The 20,469-nt window shown below is 67.5% G+C and carries 15 protein-coding genes; 8 read left to right on the top strand and 7 right to left on the bottom strand.

Annotated features, from left to right (window positions below; translation table 11 throughout):
* Window positions 1–65: 65 nt before the first annotated feature.
* The 3 genes from purL (at window position 66) to ACKTT0_RS22640 (ending at window position 6,234) form a co-directional block, all read left to right on the top strand.
* On the top strand, window positions 66–4,112 hold the full coding sequence (gene purL, locus ACKTT0_RS22650) for a phosphoribosylformylglycinamidine synthase (RefSeq protein ID WP_407851996.1): 4,047 nt from the start codon (window positions 66–68) through the stop codon (window positions 4,110–4,112).
* Window positions 4,113–4,205: 93 nt separating this feature from the next.
* Entirely contained in the window at window positions 4,206–5,675 is a 1,470-nt protein-coding gene (locus tag ACKTT0_RS22645; RefSeq protein ID WP_407851995.1) for a M20 family metallopeptidase, read from the top strand.
* A 4-nt stretch (window positions 5,676–5,679) separates the two neighbouring features.
* Window positions 5,680–6,234 carry a DUF1415 domain-containing protein gene (locus ACKTT0_RS22640; protein ID WP_407851994.1) on the top strand — a complete coding sequence of 185 codons (555 nt, stop codon included), beginning with the start codon at window positions 5,680–5,682 and terminating at the stop codon, window positions 6,232–6,234.
* A gap of 139 nt (window positions 6,235–6,373) precedes the next feature.
* Here the strand turns inward: ACKTT0_RS22640 and ACKTT0_RS22635 are convergent, their stop codons facing one another.
* From ACKTT0_RS22635 to ACKTT0_RS22615, 5 genes are all read right to left on the bottom strand, one after another.
* Window positions 6,374–7,342 (bottom strand): bile acid:sodium symporter family protein, encoded by a 969-nt coding sequence (locus ACKTT0_RS22635; RefSeq protein WP_407851993.1) that lies wholly within the window; start codon window positions 7,340–7,342, stop codon window positions 6,374–6,376.
* Between the two features lie 101 nt (window positions 7,343–7,443).
* Entirely contained in the window at window positions 7,444–8,424 is a 981-nt protein-coding gene (gene pdxA / locus ACKTT0_RS22630; protein WP_407851992.1) for a 4-hydroxythreonine-4-phosphate dehydrogenase PdxA, read from the bottom strand.
* Window positions 8,424–10,079: a PhoH family protein gene (locus ACKTT0_RS22625; RefSeq protein WP_407851991.1), complete on the bottom strand. Its 1,656-nt coding sequence runs from the start codon at window positions 10,077–10,079 to the stop codon at window positions 8,424–8,426. The genes pdxA and ACKTT0_RS22625 overlap by 1 nt, the downstream gene beginning before the upstream one ends.
* 65 nt (window positions 10,080–10,144) lie before the next feature.
* Complete coding sequence (locus ACKTT0_RS22620; RefSeq protein WP_094806940.1) at window positions 10,145–10,609, bottom strand: peroxiredoxin; 465 nt, start codon at window positions 10,607–10,609, stop codon at window positions 10,145–10,147.
* A complete protein-coding gene (locus ACKTT0_RS22615; protein ID WP_407852483.1) occupies window positions 10,606–11,064 on the bottom strand; it encodes an Mth938-like domain-containing protein in 459 nt (152 codons plus the stop codon). Before ACKTT0_RS22615 ends, ACKTT0_RS22620 begins: the two co-directional genes overlap by 4 nt.
* Before the next feature lie 185 nt (window positions 11,065–11,249).
* Between ACKTT0_RS22615 and alaC the strand changes: the two genes are divergently transcribed.
* From alaC to ACKTT0_RS22595, 4 genes are all read left to right on the top strand, one after another.
* Entirely contained in the window at window positions 11,250–12,437 is a 1,188-nt protein-coding gene (gene alaC, locus ACKTT0_RS22610; RefSeq protein ID WP_028355736.1) for an alanine transaminase, read from the top strand.
* Window positions 12,438–12,608: 171 nt separating this feature from the next.
* Window positions 12,609–13,910 carry a homoserine dehydrogenase gene (locus ACKTT0_RS22605; protein WP_407852482.1) on the top strand — a complete coding sequence of 434 codons (1,302 nt, stop codon included), beginning with the start codon at window positions 12,609–12,611 and terminating at the stop codon, window positions 13,908–13,910.
* A complete protein-coding gene (thrC, locus tag ACKTT0_RS22600; RefSeq protein WP_407851990.1) occupies window positions 13,907–15,316 on the top strand; it encodes a threonine synthase in 1,410 nt (469 codons plus the stop codon). The genes ACKTT0_RS22605 and thrC overlap by 4 nt, the downstream gene beginning before the upstream one ends.
* A 220-nt stretch (window positions 15,317–15,536) precedes the next feature.
* Window positions 15,537–15,758: a YgdI/YgdR family lipoprotein gene (locus ACKTT0_RS22595; RefSeq protein ID WP_407851989.1), complete on the top strand. Its 222-nt coding sequence runs from the start codon at window positions 15,537–15,539 to the stop codon at window positions 15,756–15,758.
* A gap of 139 nt (window positions 15,759–15,897) precedes the next feature.
* Here the strand turns inward: ACKTT0_RS22595 and ACKTT0_RS22590 are convergent, their stop codons facing one another.
* Both ACKTT0_RS22590 and pepN read right to left on the bottom strand, forming a co-directional pair.
* On the bottom strand, window positions 15,898–16,911 hold the full coding sequence (locus ACKTT0_RS22590) for a class 1 fructose-bisphosphatase (RefSeq protein ID WP_094806939.1): 1,014 nt from the start codon (window positions 16,909–16,911) through the stop codon (window positions 15,898–15,900).
* A gap of 36 nt (window positions 16,912–16,947) precedes the next feature.
* The gene (pepN, locus tag ACKTT0_RS22585) at window positions 16,948–19,653 is read right to left on the bottom strand and encodes an aminopeptidase N (protein ID WP_407851988.1); all 2,706 of its coding nucleotides are present in this window, start codon (window positions 19,651–19,653) and stop codon (window positions 16,948–16,950) included.
* 147 nt (window positions 19,654–19,800) lie between these two features.
* Between pepN and ACKTT0_RS22580 the strand changes: the two genes are divergently transcribed.
* Window positions 19,801–20,439, top strand: coding sequence for a DUF4136 domain-containing protein (locus ACKTT0_RS22580; protein WP_407851987.1), 639 nt, complete (start codon window positions 19,801–19,803; stop codon window positions 20,437–20,439).
* Window positions 20,440–20,469 lie beyond the last annotated feature (30 nt).

The raw sequence follows: 20,469 nt of genomic DNA, 5'->3' as shown, positions 1-20,469 counted from the left end.
GGGGGAAACCCTGAAAAGGTAAAATCCCCGTTTCGCTTCTTTCCACTTCTAACGGCGCCCGCATCGTGTCCCTCGTCCAGCATCTGCCCGGTTCCTCCGTCCTTTCCGCCTTTCGCCGCGAACGCCTGCTGGCGCGGCTCCAGGAAGCCGGCCTGCCCATCGCCGATATCTCCGCGCGCTACGAACACTTCGTCAGCACCGACGCCGCCCTGAGCGACGACCAGCAGCGGCAATTGGCGCAACTGCTCGACTACGGCACCACCGCCGCCGCCGGCGAAGCGCCCGCCAAGAGCCTGGCGCTGCTGGTCATTCCACGCCTGGGCACCATTTCTCCCTGGGCCAGCAAGGCCACCGACATCGCCCACAACTGCGGGCTGGCGGCGGTGCGCCGCATCGAGCGCGGAGTGCGCTATTTCCTGGTGCCGGAACGCGGCCTGCTGGGCGCCAAGGCGCTCGACAGCGCCATGCTGGCGCGGGCGGCCGACTGCCTGCACGACCGCATGACCGAAACCGTGGTGGGCGCCGATTTCGACGGGCAGGCGCTGTTCCAGCCGCTCGAGGGCAAGCCGATGCGCACCGTGGCGGTCCAGGCGCAGGGCCGCGCGGCGCTGGTCGAGGCCAATGCCAGCCTGGGGCTGGCGCTGTCCGAAGACGAGATCGACTACCTGGCGCAGTCGTTCGCCAGCCTGGGGCGCGACCCCACCGACGTCGAACTGATGATGTTCGCGCAGGCCAACAGCGAGCACTGCCGCCACAAGATCTTCAACGCGCAGTGGGTCATCGACGGCCAGCCGCAATCCGAGACGCTGTTCGGCATGATCCGCGCCACCCACAAGGCCCAGCCGGCCGGTACGGTGGTGGCCTATTCCGACAATGCCGCGATCATGGAAGGCGGCCCCGCGCAACGCTTCCAGGCGGGCGTGCCGCAGGCGGACGGGCAGGGCGGCGAGGCCGCGCGCTATGTGCGCCGCGACACCACCGTGCATACGCTGATGAAGGTCGAGACCCACAATCATCCCACCGCCATCGCGCCGTTTCCGGGCGCTTCCACCGGCGCGGGCGGCGAGATCCGCGATGAAGGCGCCACCGGCCGCGGTTCCAAGCCCAAGGCGGGCCTCACCGGTTTCACCGTGTCGCATTTGCGCTTTCCCGACGCGCCGCAGCCTTGGGAAGCCGATCATCACGGCTTGCCGGACCGCATCGCCTCGCCGCTGTCCATCATGATCGACGGCCCCATCGGCGGCGCCGCGTTCAACAACGAATTCGGCCGGCCCAACCTGCTGGGCTACTTCCGCAGCTACGAGCAGACCGCCGGCGGCACGCGCTGGGGCTACCACAAGCCCATCATGATCGCGGGCGGCCTGGGCAGCATCGATGCCGGCCTCACCAAGAAGGAAGTGATCCCGCCCGGCGCGCTGCTGATCCAGCTCGGCGGCCCGGGCTTCCGCATCGGCATGGGCGGCGGCGCGGCTTCCAGCATCAGCATGGGCAGCAATTCGGCCGAACTGGATTTCGACTCGGTCCAGCGCGGCAACCCCGAAATCGAGCGCCGCGCGCAGGAAGTCATCGACCGCTGCTGGCAGCAGGGCGAGGCCAACCCCATCCTGGCCATCCATGACGTCGGCGCCGGCGGCTTGTCCAATGCCTTTCCGGAACTGGTCAACGACGCCGGGCGCGGCGCGGTATTCGACCTGAAGCGCGTGCCGCTGGAGGAATCGGGCCTGTCGCCGGCCGAGATCTGGAGCAACGAGTCGCAAGAGCGCTACGTGCTGTCGATCCTGCCGCAAGACCTGGACCGTTTCGATGCCATCGCCCGGCGCGAGCGCTGCCCGTACGCCGTGGTGGGCGTGGCGACCGAGTCGCGCCAACTGCGCGTGGTGGACGGCGAGGGGCTGCCCGGCATCGACGCCGAGGCGCCACAGGCCGGCACCCGGCCGGTCGACGTACCCATCGACGTCATCCTCGGCAAGCCGCCGCGCATGACACGCGACGTGCGCCGCCAGCCTGGCGTGTCCGAGCCGCTGGACCTGGCCGGCCTCGACCTCACCGAGGCTGCCTACCGGGTGCTGCGCCATCCCACCGTGGCCAACAAGTCGTTCCTGATCACCATCGGCGATCGCACCGTGGGCGGGCTGTCCAGCCGTGACCAGATGGTCGGCCCCTGGCAGGTGCCGGTGGCCGATTGCGCGGTCACCCTGGCCGACTATGAAGGTTTCCGCGGCGAAGCCATGGCCATGGGCGAGCGCACGCCGCTCGCCGTGCTGGACGCGCCGGCCTCCGGCCGCATGGCTGTCGCCGAGGCGCTGACCAACCTGGCCGCCGCCGACGTGGCGCGCCTGGAGGACATCAAGCTGTCGGCCAACTGGATGGCCGCCTGCGGCGTCGACGGGCAGGATGCCGCGCTGTATGACACCGTATCCGCCGTCAGCGAGCTGTGCCAGGCCACCGGCCTGTCGATCCCGGTGGGCAAGGATTCGCTGTCCATGAAAACCACCTGGGACCAGGACGGCGAAGCCCGCCAGGTGGTGGCGCCCGTCTCGCTCATCGTGACCGCCTTCGCGCCGGTCGGCGACGTGCGCACCAGCCTGACGCCGCAACTGCGCGCCGATGCCGGCGACAGCGTGCTCATCCTCGTCGACCTGGGCCGCGGCCGCCATCGCATGGGCGGCTCCATCCTGGCGCAGGTCTACAACCAGCTCGGCGAAAGCGTGCCGGACATCGACGTGCCGCAGGACTTGCGCGCCTTCTTCGTCACCATCCGCACGCTGGCCGAGGCCGGCGTGCTGCTGGCCTATCACGACCGTTCCGACGGCGGCCTGTTCGCCACGTTGTGCGAGATGGCGTTCGCCGGCCGCACCGGCATCTCGGTCAACCTGGACATGCTCACCTTCGATCCCCAGTCGGCCGACTGGGGCGACTACAAGATCCGCCCCGAGCAGGTGGCGGTGCAGCGCGACGAGCTGACGCTCAAGGCCCTGTTCTCCGAGGAGGCGGGGGCGGTGATCCAGGTGCCGGCCGCGCAGCGCGACGCCGTGATGCAGGTGCTGCGCGGCGCCGGCCTGTCGGCCCATTCGCACGTCATCGGCGGCCTGAACGACGCCGACACGGTCGAGTTCTTCCGGGATGGCAAGAAAGTCTGGAGCCAGCCGCGCGCCGAGCTGGGCCGCGCCTGGAGCGAGGTCAGCTATCGCATCATGGCGCGCCGCGACAACCCCGCCTGCGCGCAGGCGGAACTCGACACCTGGAACGACGCCGCCGATCCGGGCCTGTCCCCGCGCGTGGCATTCGACCCCCAGGAGGACATCGCGGCGCCGTTCATCGCCAGCGGCAAGCGCCCGCGCGTGGCCATTCTGCGCGAGCAGGGCTGCAACAGCCAGGTGGAAATGGCCTGGGCCTTCGATACCGCCGGTTTCGACGCCATCGACGTGCACATGACCGACCTGCTGGCCGGCCGCATCGACCTGGCCGGCATGCAGGGCCTGGTGGCGGTGGGCGGCTTCAGCTACGGCGACGTGCTGGGCGCCGGCGAGGGCTGGGCGCGCACCATCCGCTTCAACAGCCGCCTGTCGGATCAGTTCGCCGCGTACTTCGCCCGGCCCGACACCTTTGCGCTGGGCGTATGCAATGGCTGCCAGATGATGGCCGCGCTGGCGCCCATGATCCCGGGCGCCGGGCACTGGCCGCGCTTCACCCGCAACCAGTCCGAGAAATACGAGGCGCGCCTGTCGCTGGTCGAGATCGCCGACTCGCCGTCGATCTTCTTCGCCGGCATGCAAGGCACGCGCGTGCCGGTGGCAGTGGCGCATGGCGAGGGCTATGCCGACTACGCCCAGCAGGGCGATCCCGGCAAGGTGCTGGTGGCGGCGCGCTACATCGACAATCGCGGCCAGCCCACCGAGGCTTATCCGTTCAACCCCAATGGCAGCCCGGGCGGGCAGACCTCGGTCACCACCGCCGACGGCCGCTTCACGGTCATCATGCCGCACCCCGAGCGCGTGACCCGCAACGTGATGATGTCATGGGCGCCGCAACAATGGGGCCCGGCCGACAGCGGCGGGCAGTACAGCCCCTGGATGCGCATGTTCCGCAACGCGCGCGTCTGGCTGGGGTAGGGCGGCAGCCTGCATGGGGGGGCGGTGGCGGCCGTTCCCCCACTTTTGGCGCGGCGGGCATAAAATCGGGTTTTGCCCGTACAGGACCGCGCCATGAACGCCCGCATCCCCGACGACGCCCTGCCTCCCACCCTCGACCCGGACGCCCTGCAGGCCTTCGTCGACCGGCAGTGGGACGATGAAATCATTCCTGCCCTGACCGACTACATCGCCGTGCCGGCCAAGAGCCCGGCCTTCGATGCCGACTGGGAAAAGAACGCCTACATCGAGCGGGTGGTGCGCGACGCGGCCCAATGGGTCGAAGCGCGCAAGGTCGCGGGCCTGAAGCTGGAAGTGGTGCGCCTGCCGGGCCGCACCCCGGTCATCTTCTTCGACGCGCCGGCCACGCGCGCCGACAGCGGCGACACCGTGCTGCTGTACGGGCACCTGGACAAGCAGCCGGAGTTCTCCGGCTGGCGCTCCGACCTCGGCCCCTGGACGCCCAAGTACGAAGACGGCAAGCTCTATGGGCGCGGCGGCGCCGACGACGGCTACGCCATCTATGCCTCGCTGACGGCCATCATGGCGCTCGATGCGCAGGGCGTGCCGCGGCCGCGTTGCGTCGGCATCGTCGAAACTTGCGAAGAATCCGGCAGCTACGACCTGCTGCCCTATGTCGATGCGTTGCGCGACCGCCTGGGCAACGTGGCCCTGGTGGTGTGCCTCGATTCCGGCGCCGGCAACTACGACCAGCTCTGGATGACCTCCTCGCTGCGCGGCATGGTGGCAGGCACGCTGGAAGTGCAGGTGCTCGACGAAGGCGTGCACTCGGGGGATTCCAGCGGCGTGGTGCCGTCGAGCTTCCGCATCCTGCGCCATCTGCTCGACCGCCTGGAGGACAGCTCCACCGGGCGCCTGCTGCCGCAGAGCCTGCATTGCGAAATCCCCGCCGAGCGCCGCGAGCAGGTGCGCGAGACCGCGCGCATCCTGGGCGACGAAGTCTGGCGCCGCTTCCCCTGGAGCTGTGGCGCCGACGGCGGCTTCGTGCTGCCCATGACCACCCATCCGGAAGAGGCATTGCTGAACCGCACCTGGCGCCCCACGCTGTCGGTGACCGGCGCCGAGGGCCTGCCGCCGCTGTCCAGCGCCGGCAACGTGCTGCGCCCGCGCACGGCCTTCAAGCTGTCGCTGCGCCTGCCGCCGCTGGTCGACGCGGTGGCGGCCTCGCAGGAAATCAAGCAATTGCTCGAAGCCGATTCCCCGTACAACGCCAAGGTCATCTTCCATGCCAACCAGGGGGCGGCCACCGGCTGGAATGCGCCCGCCTCGGCGCCCTGGCTGACCCAGGCGCTCGATGCCGCTTCGCGCCAGTACTATGGGGCGCCGTGCGGCTACATCGGGCAGGGCGGCACCATCCCGCTCATGAGCCTGCTGCAGCAGGGGTTCCCCAAGGCGCAGTTCATGGTGTGCGGCGTGCTGGGGCCGCGCTCCAACGCCCATGGCCCCAACGAGTTCCTGCATGTCCCGTACGGCAAGCGGCTGACCGCCGCGGTGGCGCAGACCATGGCGGCCATGCCGGCCTGAATCCATGATCCACACCGAAGGCGCCTACCAGCGCATCATCGACGAGACCCGCCAGTGGGTGGAGCGGGCCGTCATCGGCCTGAACCTGTGTCCCTTCGCCAAGGCGGTGCAGGTCAAAGACCAGGTACGCTACGCGGCCAGCGACGCCACCGATGCCGAAGGCGTGCTGGCCGACCTGGAAGACGAGTTGCTGCGGTTGTCGCAGGCCGACCCGGAGCAGTTGGATACGACCTTGCTGATCCTGCCGGACGCGCTCGACGATTTCTACGAGTTCAACGATTTTGCCGACCTGTCCGACCGCCTGCTCAAGCGCATGCGGCTGGTCGGCGTGCTGCAGGTGGCCACCTTCCACCCGGCCTTCCAGTTCGCCGACACCGAGCCGGAAGACATCGAGAACTGCACCAACCGGTCGCCGCACCCGATCCTGCACCTGTTGCGCGAAGACAGCGTCGACCGCGCAGTGGATGCGTTCGGCGACCCCGCCGAGATCTACGAGAAAAACATGGAAACGCTGCGCCGGCTCGGCTGGGACGGCTGGCGCAAGCTGATGGCGGGTTGAGCGCCGTACGCGGCAAGTCACTGGAATGCCGCGCTGCGCGGGCGCCGGCCTGGCGACATCCCGGTGTCAGACACCCGGCGGGTGCCTGACACTGCCGAACGCCGCGCACGGCAGATCATGCCGGGCGCCCACCCGGCCGCTAGTGCGGCCGCTTGGCGTAGCGGGCCGCCAGTACGGCGCACACCATCAGCTGGATCTGATGGAACAGCATCAGCGGCAGGACGATGGCGCCGACCGCCTGGCCGGCGAAAATGACCTGCGCCATCGGGATGCCGCTGGCCAGGCTTTTCTTCGAGCCGCCGAACAGCAGGGTGATGCGGTCCTCCAGCTTGAACTTGAACAGCCGGCCCAGCGCCACGCAGCCCAGCAGCGCCAGGGCCAGCAGCAGCACGCAGCACAGCACCAGGCCCAGCAGCGCGGGCAGGGGCGTCTCGCGCCACAGCCCTTCGTTGACCGCTTCGGAGAAGGCCGTATAAACCACCAGCAGGATCGAGCCCTGGTCGACGAACTTCAACAGCGCCTTGCGCTGGTACACCCAGGCGCCGATCCAGCGCCGCAGGAATTGGCCCAGCACGAAGGGCAGCAGCAGCTGCAGCATGATCTTGCCTACCGCATCGAAGGAAATCGGCGCGCTGGCGCTGGCGGCCACCACCGTGCCCACCAGCAGCGGCGTGAGGAAGATGCCCAGCAGGCTGGAAGCCGAGGCACTGCATACGGCAGCCGGCACGTTGCCGCGCGCCATCGAGGTGAACGCGATGGCCGATTGCACGGTGGCCGGCAGGCAGCACAGGAACAGCACGCCGGTATAGAGTTCCGGCGTCACCAGCGGCTGCAGCACCGGCTTGAGCGCGACGCCCAGCAGCGGGAACATGATGAAGGTGGCCGAGAAGACGGTCAGGTGCAATCGCCAGTGGGTGATGCCGGCCACGATGGCCTCGCGCGACAGGCGCGCGCCGTGCAGGAAGAACAGCAGGGCGATGCCGATATTGGTGATCCAGCTGAAGGCCACGATGCCCTTGCCATGGGCGGGCAGCACGCTGGCGATGACGACGGTGATGACGAGGAAAAGCGTGAAGCGGTCAGGCAGGAAGCGGGTGTAGCGGGACATGGCGCGTAGCGTGGACAGCCGCGGCGAGGCAGCCAAAGCGCGCTATTGTAGACGGGCCGCGCGCCGGCCATGTTCAGCTTGCCGTAGGGAACTGCCGCTTTTCAGGGCGTCATCGCCAGGGCCAGGTCGAATGCCGCCACCAGCGAGGCATGGTCGGCCATGCCTTTCCAGGCAATGTCGAACGCAGTGCCGTGATCCACGCTGGTGCGCACGAACGGCAGCCCCACCGTGACGTTGACGCCCTGGTCCACGCCCAGGTACTTCACGGGGATCAGGCCCTGGTCGTGATACTGGGCGACCACGATATCGAATTCGCCGCGCCGCGCACGCATGAAGACGGTGTCGCCGGGCCACGGCCCCGATACGTCCAGGCCGGCGGCGCGCGCCTCGGCGATCGCGGGCGCGATGACATCCAGGTCTTCGCGGCCGAACTTGCCGTCCTCGCCGGCGTGCGGATTCAAGCCGGCCACCGCGATGCGCGGCCGTTCGATGCCCATCTGGCGGCAGGCCCGGTCGGCCAGCCGGATCGCCCGCGCTTCGGCCTGCGCCGTGATCGCGGCCGGCACCGCGGCCAGCGGCATGTGAATGGTGACCAGCAGCACGCGCAATTCGTCGTTGGCCAGCATCATGGCGAAATCAGCAGTGCCGGAGCGCTCGGCCAGGATCTCGGTGTGGCCGGGCTGGTCGATGCCGGCCAAGTGCATGGAATGCTTGTTCAGCGGCGCCGTGACAATGGCGCGGATGCTCCCGGCCTGTGCATCATCGATCGCCGCGCACAGGCAGTCGTAGGCGGCGCGGCCGGCGGCCGCGCTGACGCGCCCGGGCGGCAGGCCGGCGGGCAGCGGCGGCGCACAGGGGATCACCTCGATGCGGCCGGGGGCGCCGCTGGCCTGGCTGACGGCCCCGATTTCGGCGATGTCCAGCCGGGCTCCCAACAGCGCGGCGGCGCGGCGCATGGTGTCCGTATCGCCATAGACCACGGCGGGCGCCTTCAGGCCTTGGGCGCAGGCCTTGACGATGATTTCCGGGCCGATGCCCGCGGCATCGCCCATCGTGATGCCGACGGGCGGCCGCGTGCGCATTACAGGACGTCGCCCGCGTAGTCGGCCAGGCGGGAGCGTTCGCCGCGCTGCAGCGTTACGTGCCCGGCGTGCGGCCAGCCCTTGAAGCGGTCCACCACGAAGGTCAGGCCCGAACTGCCTTCGGTGAGATAGGGCGTGTCGATCTGGGCCACGTTGCCCAGGCAGACCACCTTGGTGCCCGGACCCGCGCGCGTGACCAGCGTCTTCATCTGCTTGGGCGTGAGGTTCTGCGCTTCGTCGATGATCAGGTACTTGTTCAGGAAGGTCCGGCCGCGCATGAAATTGAGCGACTTGACCTTGATGCGCGAGCGGATCAGGTCCATGGTGGCCGCCCGGCCCCAGTCGCCGCCGTCGCCGTCACCCATGTTCAGGACGTCCAGGTTGTCTTCCAGCGCGCCCATCCAGGGCAGCATCTTTTCTTCCTCGGTGCCCGGCAGGAAACCGATGTCTTCGCCCACGGGCACGGTCACCCGGGTCATGATGATCTCGGTATAGCGCTTGGTCTCCAGCACCTGGGTGATGCCGGCGGCCAGGGCGAGCAGCGTCTTGCCGGTGCCTGCCTGGCCCAGCAGCGACACGAAATCGCAATCCGGGTTCATCAGCAGGTTCAGCGCGAAATTCTGTTCGCGGTTGCGCGCGGTAATGCCCCACACATTGTTCTTGCCGTGGGTGTAGTCGCGCAGGGTGGCCAGCACCGCGGTCTTGCCGCTGACTTCGCGCACCTGCGCATACAGCGGCATCTGGCCTTCGAAGTACACGAACTGGTTGACCATGAACTGCGCGCACAGCGGGCCGTGGATGCGGTAGAAAGTCGTGCCGCCCTGTTGCCAGGATTCGACGTCCTTGCCGTGCCGGTTCCAGAAGTCCTCGGGCAGCTGCATGACGCCTGAATACATCAGGTCCGAGTCTTCCAGGACATGGTCGTTGTAGTAGTCCTCGGCCGCCATGCCCAGGGCGCGCGCCTTCAGGCGCATGTTGATGTCCTTGGACACCAGCACCACCTCGCGCTGCGGGAATTTTTCCTGCAGCGCGCGCACCACGCCGAGAATCTGGTTGTCGGCCTTGCCCATCGGCAAGTCCGACGGCAGGGTGCTGTGAATCGCCGTGGTCTGGAACATCAGCTTGCCGGTGGCGTCCTTGTTGCCCAGCGCGCTGAGTTCCAGGCCCTCGTCGAGCTGCTCGGCGCCATGCACCAGCGCGTCCAGCGAGCGGCTGACCTGGCGTGCATTGCGCGCCACTTCCGACATGCCTTTCTTCTGGTGGTCGAGCTCCTCCAGCGTCATCATGGGCAGGAAGATATCGTGCTCTTCGAAGCGGAACAGCGAGGTGGGGTCGTGCAACAGCACGTTGGTGTCCAGCACGAACAGCTTGCGCACGGCGCTTTGCGCGCGCGCCTTGGGCTTGCGCCCGGCGGTGGAAGCCTTGCCGGCGCGGGCGGGGCGGGGCGCCGCGACGGGAGCCGGCGCGACAGCGGCCGGTGCCTGCGATTTGATGCCGTCGAGTTCGGGCTGGACCGGCAGCGGCTTGGCTGCCGGCGCCGCGGCTGCCGGCGCCGCCGGCTTGGCTGCGCCAGCGCGGGTCTTGCTGCGGGCGGCTTCGCCCGAGGGAAACGTCAGGATGGCTGCGGGTCGAGTGGGCATCTTCGGTAGCGGCATATAGGTCATTCTCCTGGGGGGCCGGCTATAGCGCCTGACAATGATTCCGTGGTTCCGGTACGGACTCAGCCGATGCTGCGGGCAGCCTGCAACACCTCGCTGGCATGGCCGGGCACCTTGACGCCCCGCCATTCCTGCACCAGCCGGCCGTAGGCATCGATGAGGAAGGTGCTGCGCTCGATGCCACGCACCTGTTTACCGTACATATTCTTCTGCTTGATGACGCCGTACAGGTTGCAGACCGCTTCGTCGGTGTCGGCGATGAGCGGGAAGGGCAGCTCGTACTTGGCGCGGAAGTTCTCGTGCGATTTCAGCGAATCGCGCGAAATGCCCACCACCACCGCGCCGGCTTCCAGGAAATCGGCGTGCAGGTCGCGGAAATCCTGGCTTTCGGTGGTGCAGCCGGGGGTGTTGTCCTTGGGGTAGAAATACAGCACCACGGCACGGCCCTGGCATTGTTCCAGGCTGATCGGGCCGATGGTGCTCTCGGCGGTGAAGAGCGGGGCGGGTTTGCCTATATGCGGCGTCATGCGGGGGATTCTCCTTGTGTCGGCAGCAGGGCCACGACGACGCGGCGGCCCTCTGCCATCAGGATGTTGTAGGTGCGCGCCGCGGCCTGGGTATCCATGACCTCGACGCCGATGCCGGCGGCCAGCAGCGGGCGCAGCACGTCCTGGCCGAGCAGCCGCTGGCGGCTGCCCGTGCCCACCAGCAGCACCTCGGGCCCGCCGCCGGGCTGGCGCACGGCCCCTTCGGGCGCGTCGAGGAATGCCATGGGGTCGCGCGGAGCGTCGGGCAGGCCGGCAGCCTGCTGCAGGAGCGATGCGGTGATGTCGGTGGCGGCCTGGACCGGCCATTCGGTGACGGCGCCTTCGGGGCCGAAAGCGACCGCGTGGGAAAATCGGACCTGGTTGACCTCGATATAGCCGTCGCCGTAGGCGGTAACGGTATTAAGGGCCGATGCAGGGTCGGTGTGCAGCTTCAATAAGTACTCCAGCTCTATGATTCCGATCATAGCGCATCGAAATGCGCTCATGTTGCAGGGTATCCACGGTCAAAGGGGACGGAATGCCGTCATTTGCCGCCCGGGCCCGCTTGCGCTAGATTACTGAGTTTTGCTGCGCTGCAAACCTCTTGTCACATCCCGCCATCATCAAGGAATCGTTCCCCATGAGGAAGTTCTCCCGCATCGAGCGTCTGCCTCCGTACGTGTTCAATATCACCGGCGAGCTCAAGATGGCCGCCCGGCGGCGCGGCGAGGACATCATCGACATGTCGATGGGCAACCCCGACGGCCCGACGCCCAAGCACATCGTCGACAAGCTGGTCGAGGCCTCGAGCCGGCCCAGCACCCATGGCTATTCGGTTTCCAAGGGCATCCCGCGCCTGCGCAAGGCCATTTGCGACTGGTACCAGCGCCGCTACGCGGTCGAGTTCGACCCGGACGCCGAGGCCATCGTCACCATCGGCTCGAAAGAGGGCCTGGCGCACCTGATGCTGGCCACGCTGGACCGCGGCGACACGGTGCTGGTGCCCAATCCCAGCTACCCCATCCATATTTATGGCGCCGTCATCGCCGGGGCCAACATCCGTTCGGTGCGCATGACGCCCGGCGTGGACTTCTTCGAAGAGCTCGAGCGCGCGGTGCGCGAATCGATTCCCAAGCCGAAGATGATGATCCTGGGCTTTCCCAGCAACCCGACCGCGCAGTGCGTCGACCTGTCGTTCTTCGAGCGCGTGGTGGCGCTGGCCAAGGAACACGACATCCTGGTGGTGCACGACCTGGCCTACGCCGACATCTGTTTCGACGGCTACGTGGCGCCATCCATCATGCAGGTGCCCGGCGCGCGCGACGTGGCGGTGGAATTCTTCACCATGAGCAAGAGCTACAACATGGCCGGCTGGCGCATCGGCTACATGGTGGGCAACCGCGAGCTGGTCAATGCGCTGGCACGCATCAAGAGCTACCACGACTACGGCACCTTCACGCCCATCCAGGTGGCGTCGATCGCCGCGCTGGACGGCCCGCAGGACTGCGTGGCCGAGGTGGTCGAGCAATACCGCAGCCGCCGCGACGTCCTGGCGCGCGGCCTGCACGAGGCGGGCTGGAACGTGGAGATTCCCAAGGCCTCCATGTATATCTGGGCGCATATCCCCGAACCCTACCGGGCCATGGGCTCGCTGGAATTCTCCAAGCGCGTCCTGTCCGATGCCAAGGTGGCGGTGTCGCCCGGCATCGGCTTCGGCGAGTACGGCGATGAATACGTGCGCTTCGCCCTCATCGAGAACGAGCAACGCACCCGCCAGGCGGTGCGCGGCATCAAGGACATGTTCCGCAAGGACGGCTTGCTAAAGTAAAGAACCTTCCCCAGGTGCCTATCCAGGTGTCAGACACCCCATGGGTGTCTGACACCTGCGTGTCTCCCCACGGAGGCGCCCGGCACCTGCCGTATCTGGAATGACATGACAAACGCTACACGTACGCTGCATACCCTGCCCGCCACGGGCACGCCCCGACCGTCGGCCGAGATCAAGCCCATCAAGATCGGCCTGCTCGGGCTGGGCGTGGTGGGCGGAGGCACCTGGAGCGTGCTGGCCCGCAACGCCGAGGAAATCGCCCGCCGCGCCGGGCGGCGCATCGAGGTCAGCCGTGTCGCCGTGCGCGACGTGGCCAAGGCGCGCAGCCGCGTCGGCGATGCCGTCGCCGTCGATACCGACGTGCACGCGCTGGTGCGCGACCCTGAAGTCGATATCGTGGTCGAACTCATCGGCGGCGATACCCTGGCGCGCGAGCTGGTGCTCGAGGCCATCGCCCATCGCAAGCACGTGGTGACCGCCAACAAGGCCTTGCTGGCCAAGCACGGCAATGAAATCTTCGCCGCGGCCTCGGCGCAGGGCGTCATGGTGGCATTCGAGGCCGCCGTGGCCGGCGGCATTCCCATCATCAAGGCCATCCGCGAAGGCCTGACGGCCAACCGCATCGAATGGGTCGCCGGCATCATCAACGGCACCACCAATTTCATCCTGTCCGAAATGCGGGCGCGCGGCCTGCCGTTCGCCGACGTGCTGGCCGAAGCCCAGCGCCTGGGCTATGCCGAAGCCGACCCCACCTTCGACGTCGAGGGCGTGGATGCCGCCCACAAGCTCACCTTGCTGGCCTCGCTGGCGTTCGGCGTGCCGGTGCAGTTCGACAAGGCCTACATCGAGGGCATTTCCCAGCTCGCCCAGGAAGACATCGCCCACGCCGAGCGGCTGGGCTACCGCATCAAGCTGCTTGGCATCACCAAGCGCCGCGCCGACGGCATCGAGCTGCGCGTGCATCCGGCGCTGGTGCCGGCCGAGCGCCTGCTGGCCAATGTCGAAGGCGCCATGAACGCGGTGCTGGTGCGCGGCGATGCCGTCGGCCCGACGCTGTATTACGGTCAGGGCGCGGGCGAGGAACCCACCGCGTCCGCCGTGGTGGCCGACCTGGTCGACGTGACCCGCCTGCATACCGCGGATCCGGGCAACCGGGTGCCGCACCTGGCGTTCCAGCCGGACGCGCTCTCGGACCTGGCGATCCTGCCGATCGAAAAGATCAGCACGTCCTACTACTTGCGCCTGCGCGTGGACGACCAGCCCGGCGTGCTGGCCGACATCGCGCGGGTGCTGGCCGAGCGCGGCATCTCGATCGGCTCGATGATCCAGCAGCCGTCGCACATCGGCGGCGCCGACATTATTTTCCTGACTCACCAGGCCGTCGAAGGCAATGTCGACCAGGCCATCCGCAGCATCGAGCAGTTGCCGTTCGTGCGCTCCAGCGTGACACGCCTGCGTGTGGAAACCCTATGAAATACGTATCTACCCGTGGCGGCATGGCGCCGCAAGCATTCAGCGACATCCTGCTCGAGGGCCTGGCGCCCGATGGCGGGCTGGCCGTTCCCGAGGCCTTGCCGCAGGTGTCGGCCGAGACCCTCGAATCCTGGCGCGGCCTGCCGTATGCCGACCTGGCGTTCGAGGTCTTGTCGCGTTTCGCCACCGATATTCCGGCCGACGACCTGCGCCGCCTGACGCGCGCGGCGTACCGCCAGGGCGTATTCAGCAGCGAAGATATCGTGCCGCTGCGCCCGCTCGACGGCGGCCTGCATCTGTTGGGACTCTCCGAAGGCCCGACGCTGGCCTTCAAGGACATGGCCATGCAGTTCCTCGGCCAGGTCTTCGAATACGTGCTGAGCCGGCGCGGCGCCACGCTCAACATCCTGGGCGCCACTTCCGGCGACACCGGCTCGGCGGCGGAATACGCGCTGCGCGGCAAGCAGGGTGTGGCGGTCTTCATGCTGTCGCCGCACGGCCGCATGAGCGCCTTCCAGCGCGCCCAGATGTACTCGCTGCAGGACGAGAACATCCACAATATCGCCGTGCGTGGCGTGTTCGACGACGCGCAGGACATCGTCAAGGCGCTGGCCGGCGACCTCGACTTCAAGTCGCGCTACCGCATCGGCGCCGTCAATTCGATCAACTGGGCGCGCATCGCGGCGCAGGTGGTCTATTACTTCCATGGCTGGCTGCGGGCCACTTCCGCGCCGGAGCAGCAGGTCTCCTTCGCCGTGCCGTCCGGCAACTTCGGCAATATCCTGTCCGGCCATATCGCGCGGGCCATGGGCCTGCCGGTGCGCCGGCTGGTGCTGGCCACCAACGAGAACAACGTGCTGGAAGAGTTCTTCCGCACGGGCATCTACCGGCCGCGCGCCGCCGAGCAGACCTACGCGACCTCCAGCCCTTCCATGGACATCTCGCGCGCCTCGAATTTCGAGCGCTTCGTCTACGACCTCACCGGCCGCGATCCGCAGCGCGTGCGGACCCTGTGGGCCGACCTGGCGCGCGACGGCTTCTTCGACCTGTCGGCCGACAAGCCGGCGTTCGAATCGCAATATGGCTTCGTGGCGGGCACCAGCACCCACGCCGACCGGCTGGCCGTCATCCGCGCCACCTATGACGCCACGGGCGTGCTGGTGGACCCGCACACCGCCGACGGAGTGAAGGTGGCGCGCGAGTTCGTCGAGCCCGGCGTGCCCATGCTGGTGCTGGAAACCGCCTTGCCCGCGAAATTCTCCGACACCATCGAGGAAGCGCTGGGCCGGCCGGTCACGCCGCCGCCCGCGCTGGCCGACCTGGAGTCGTTGCCGCAGCGCGTCACCGTGCTCGATTGCGATCCACAGTTGGTACGACGCTACATCGAGGCCAATGCCAAAGTGTAAGCTTGTTTGCCGCGTGTTTATGCGACAGGACCCCCGGCCCGCAGGCCGGGGGTTTTGCATTGAGGGGCCGGGTGCTCGGGGACGCGCCTCGCCGCGGCGAGCGCGGGCATGTGGCACTGTCATTACAGACTTGTGCATTTTGCAGACATCCCGTCACGGTATGGGCGCGTGTCGCGTCCTACATTGAAAACTCATTCAAGCCTGACGGAGAAAATGCCTCATGAACCTGAAGACCACGACGCTCGCCCTGATCTTGACCGGAGTCGGCGTACTGGCGGGCTGCTCGACGCCATCGATGGTGGAAAAGCGCGATGGCAGCCAGGTCGTCACGCCCGATGAGCCCGAGTACAACGAGGACACGGGCTTCTACGAATACGAGAAAGACGGCCACAAGGTCCAGATGAACAAGGACGATGTGAAGAGCATCGAGGAAGTGAAGTAACACACCCGATGCGACAAGGGGCCAGGCACGTCACCGTGCCTGGCCCCTTGTTTTTTGCCGGGTGCCCGCGGAGTGTTCCGCGAGGTGCGCGAGGTGTCTGACACCCTGGGGGCGTCAGACACCTCCTGAGCCCACAGGCCTATTCCTCGGCGTGATAGCGGCCGACGCGCTCGACTTCGTTCTTCGAGCCGAGGATCACGCTGACGCGCTGGTGCAGTTTCTCGGGCTGGATGTCCAGGATGCGCTGCTTGCCGTCGATGGCGGCGCCGCCGGCCTGCTCGACGATCATGCTCATGGGGTTGGCTTCGTACATCAGGCGCAGCTTGCCGGGCTTGCCCGGTTCGCGCGCATCCCAGGGATACATGAAGATGCCGCCGCGCGTCATGATGCGGTGCACGTCGGCCACCATCGAGGCGACCCAGCGCATGTTGTAGTCCTTGCCCAGGGGGCCGGTCTTGCCAGCCAGGCATTCGTCGATGTAGCGCTTGACCGGCGGGGCCCAGTGGCGCATGTTCGACATGTTGATGGCGAACTCCTTGGTATCCGCCGGAATGCTCAGCCGTTCGTGGGTCAGTACCCACGAGCCCATTTCGCGGTCCAGCGTGAAGCCCACCACGCCATTGCCGATGGTCAGCACCAGCATGGTCTGCGGGCCGTAGACCGCATAGCCGGCAGCCACTTGCTGGTTGCCGGGCTGCAGGAAGTCCTGTTCGCAGACTTCCTCGGCGCCGGCCACGCGATGCGGGGCGCGCAACACCGAGAAAATGGTCCCGATCGAGACGTTGACGTCGATGTTGGACGAGCCGTCGAGGGGATCGAATAACAGCAGGTATTCGCCCTTCGGGTAGCGGTTGGGGATCAGGTGGATGGTTTCCATTTCCTCGGACGCCATCGCGGCCAGGTGGCCGCCCCATTCATTGGCTTCGAGCAGGATCTCGTTGGACAGCACGTCCAGTTTCTTCTGCACCTCGCCCTGGACATTCTCGGATTCGAGGCTGCCCAGCACGCCGCCCAGCGCGCCCTTGCTGACGGCATGGCTGATGGCCTTGCAGGCGCGCGCCACCACTTCGATCAAGAGGCGCACTTCGGGGGCCAGGGCCTGGGCCGAGCGCTGTTGCTCGACCAGGTATTGAGTCAGGGTTTTGTGTTTCAAGAGAGGTCTCCGTAGGCAGCCTATGGGAGGCGGGATTCAGGCGGCGAATTCCAGCGCCTTCGATACGATTTCGAGCACATTGCGCGACAGGCCGGCATGTTCGCGCACGCGCTGCAGCGCTTGCTGCATCGGCGCGCGCAGGGCCGGCACGAAGCGTGCCCAGTTGTCGAGGGCGCGCGCCAGCCGGGCGGCGACCTCGGGATTCAGGGCGTCAAGTGCCAGCACTTGCTCGGCCCAGAACGCATAGCCGGCGCCGTCGGGGCGGTGCAGGCCGCGCGCGTTGTTCAGGCAGAATTGGAACACCAGCGCGCGCGCCCGGTTCGGGTTGCGCAGCGTGAAGGCGGGATGAGCCATGAGCGCACGCACCTTGTCGACGTCGGTGCCGCGGGCGGTGGCCTGCAGCGTGAACCATTTGTCGATGACCAGCGGGTCGTCCTGCCAGCGGGTGTAGAAGGCCTGCAGCGCCTGCGTGGGCGCCTGGCCCTGGCCGTAGTTGACCAGGGCGGAAAGCGCCGCCAGGCTGTCGGTCATGTTGCCAGCCTGGTCGAATTGCGCCTGTGCCAGTTCCTGTGCGCCAGTCACGGTTCCCGCCATCAGGTGGGCCAGCGCCAGGTTCTTCAGGGCGCGCTTGCCGGCGGGTTCCGGCGCGGGGCTGTACTCGCCCGGCGTCTGGTTCTGGTCGAACGCGGCGCGCCATTGCGCGGCCAACTGCCGCCCGAGCTCGGCACGCAGGAAATCGCGCGCCGCCGCCAGGGCCGGCGGGTCGATGGCCTCCATGCGCTCGGCGAGGGTTTTTTCCGAGGGCAGGGCCAGGGCGCGGGCGCGGTATCCGGCGTCCAGCGCCGGATCGGTCAGCAGCGCCCGCCAGGCCTGGAGGAAAGCATCCTCGGCCTGCATCGGCTGGCCCGCCTGATGACGGCCGGCCAGCGCGAGGATCTGGCGGGTGGCCAGTTCCTGGCCGGCTTCCCAGCGCGCGAACGGGTCGCTGTCATGGGCCGACAACAAGGCCAGTTCGGCATCGGTCCAGTCGTATTCCACGATGACCGGCGCCGAGAAGCCGCGCAGCAGCGACGGCACCGGCCGGGCATCGATATCCTCGAACACCCATTGCTGGGACTCCTGGGTCAGCTCGAGCAGGGCGGTTGCGACCGTGCCGTCGCCCTGGCGCAGGGGCAGGGCGCGCCCTGCGGGATCCAGCAGGCCGATGGCGAACGGGATATGGAACGGCGCCTTGACGTAGCCGTCGTCCGCGCGCTTTTCCACCCCTACCGGCGGGCAGCGCTGGGTAAGCGTGACGGTGCAGCGCCGGGCGGCCGCGTCGTAGTGCAACGCCACCGCCACGCGCGGCGTGCCGGCCTGGCGGTACCAGCGGCGGAACACCGCCAGGTCGCGCCCGGGATGCTGGCGCATGTAGACCGACTCCATGGCCGCCACGAAGTCGTCGCAGGTGACGGCATGGCCGTCGTGGCGACGGAAATACTCGTCCATGCCGGCGCGGAAACCCGCTTCGCCCAGCAGCGTATGCTGCATGCGGATCACCTCGGCGCCTTTCTCATACACGGTGGCGGTATAGAAATTGCCGATTTCCTGGTAGCTCTCGGGGCGGATCGGGTGCGCCATCGGGCCGGCGTCTTCCGGATACTGCGCCGCGCGCAGCGTCACCACGTCGTCGATCCGCTTGACGGCGCGCGCGCTGGCCGCCGCGGCCGGCTCCAGGCCGCGCGCCATCATGTCGGCGGTGAATTCCTGGTCGCGGAATACGGTGAGGCCTTCTTTCAGGCTCAGCTGGAACCAGTCGCGGCAGGTGACGCGATTGCCGGTCCAGTTATGGAAATACTCGTGCCCGACCACCGCCTCGATACCTTCGTAGTTGGCGTCGGTCGCGGTTTGCGGGTCGGCCAGCACGTAGGCCGCGTTGAAGATGTTCAAGCCCTTGTTTTCCATCGCGCCCATGTTGAAGTCGCGCACGGCGACCACCATGAAGCGATCCAGGTCCAGCTCCAGGCCGAAGCGGGTCTCGTCCCAGCGCAGCGCCCGCACCAGCGATTCGAGCGCCCATCCGGTGCGGTCTTCCGAGCCGGGGTCGCTGTATACCTGCAGCAGCACTTCGCGGCCCGATGCCGTGCGGACCTTGGTTTCGCGGTGCGTGAGGCGTCCGGCCACCAGTGCGAACAGGTAGCAGGGCTTGGGGAAGGGGTCTTCCCATTCGGCCTCGTGGCGGCCGTCGGGCAGGACGCGCGTGGCCAGCAGGTTGCCGTTGGACAGCAGGACCGGGTAGTCGGCGCCGGCCCGCAGGGTGACGCGGTAGCGCGACATCACGTCGGGCCGGTCGGCGAACCAGGTGATGCGCCGGAAACCCTCGGCCTCGCATTGGGTGAAGAAATTGCCGCCCGACACATACAGGCCCATCAGCGTCGAATTGGCGCTGGGCCGGCAACGGCTGACGATCTCGACCTCCGTGCGGGCGGGCAGGCCCGTGAGGGTCAGGGTGGCTTCATCCAGCGTGTAGCGCGCCGCGGGCCAGGGCTGGCCGTCCACTTGTACCGATACCAGCTCCAGGTCGGCGCCGTCCAGGACCAGCGGGGCGTCGGCGGGCGCATCGGGTTTGCGCTCCACTTTCAGGGCGCAGCGCACCTCGGTGGACGCCGGATCCAGGTCGAATGCCAGGGCGACTTCTGGAATGGCGTAAGGATAGGGCTGATAATCCTTGCGATATACGGTTACAGGCGTCTCGGTGCGCATGCTCGGATCGGTTCAAAATATAGGTAATGCCGTATTGTAGTGGTACGTGGTCGCTTCATATGCCGGCCGAAATATCCGGTTGAAAACTTTCGATCGCGCGTCTGGTCAAATATCCATTTCCAAATGAGCCACTCCGGAGAATCGCTCATGTCCCCATCCAGAACCTGGCTCGGCCTGTGCCGTTGGGCGGGTGTCGCGGTTGCCCTGTCGGCGGCGCTGCTCAGCGGTTGCGCCACGCCGACGGTGCAGGCGCGCGTCACGTCGTTCCAGCAATGGCCCGCTGGCGTCGAAGGAGAAACCTACCGGTTCGTCGACGCCGTCCCGGGCCAGGCGGGAAATCTCGAATACCAGGCATACCAGGACATGGTGCGGGCTGGCATCGGCCCCACCGGGCTGGTCGAGGCCCGCGACGGCGGGCGAGCGCGCTTCACCGTATCGTTCCGGTACGGCGCCGAGCAGACGCAGGTAATGGTGCGGCGCGCCTACGACCCCTATTTCTATGGCGGTTATGGCGGCTTTTATGGACCGCGTTGGTGGGGTGGCGGCTTCGGTTACTGGGGGCCAGACTGGGTCGATGTGCCCGCCGTGGCATACCGGAACCGGCTGAGCGTCGAAATCCACGACGCGACCCGCGGCGGCGCCGAGGTCTATCGCTCCACGGCTTATATAGTCACGGGGCGGGAAGACCTGGTGCGCACCATGCCGTATCTGGTCCGGGCGATATTCGATAATTTCCCCGGCAATAATGGATCGGAACGCGAAGTGGAATATCCGCTGGATCGCTAGCCAGTTGCCTGGCACAGGCAGGCGGTATAT

The organism is Bordetella saccharivorans (assembly GCF_045862855.1).
Taxonomy (GTDB): domain Bacteria; phylum Pseudomonadota; class Gammaproteobacteria; order Burkholderiales; family Burkholderiaceae_B; genus Bordetella_A; species Bordetella_A petrii_F.
Note: the sequence above shows the minus strand (reverse complement) of the source record. Positions and strands in the feature narration are given on the sequence as shown.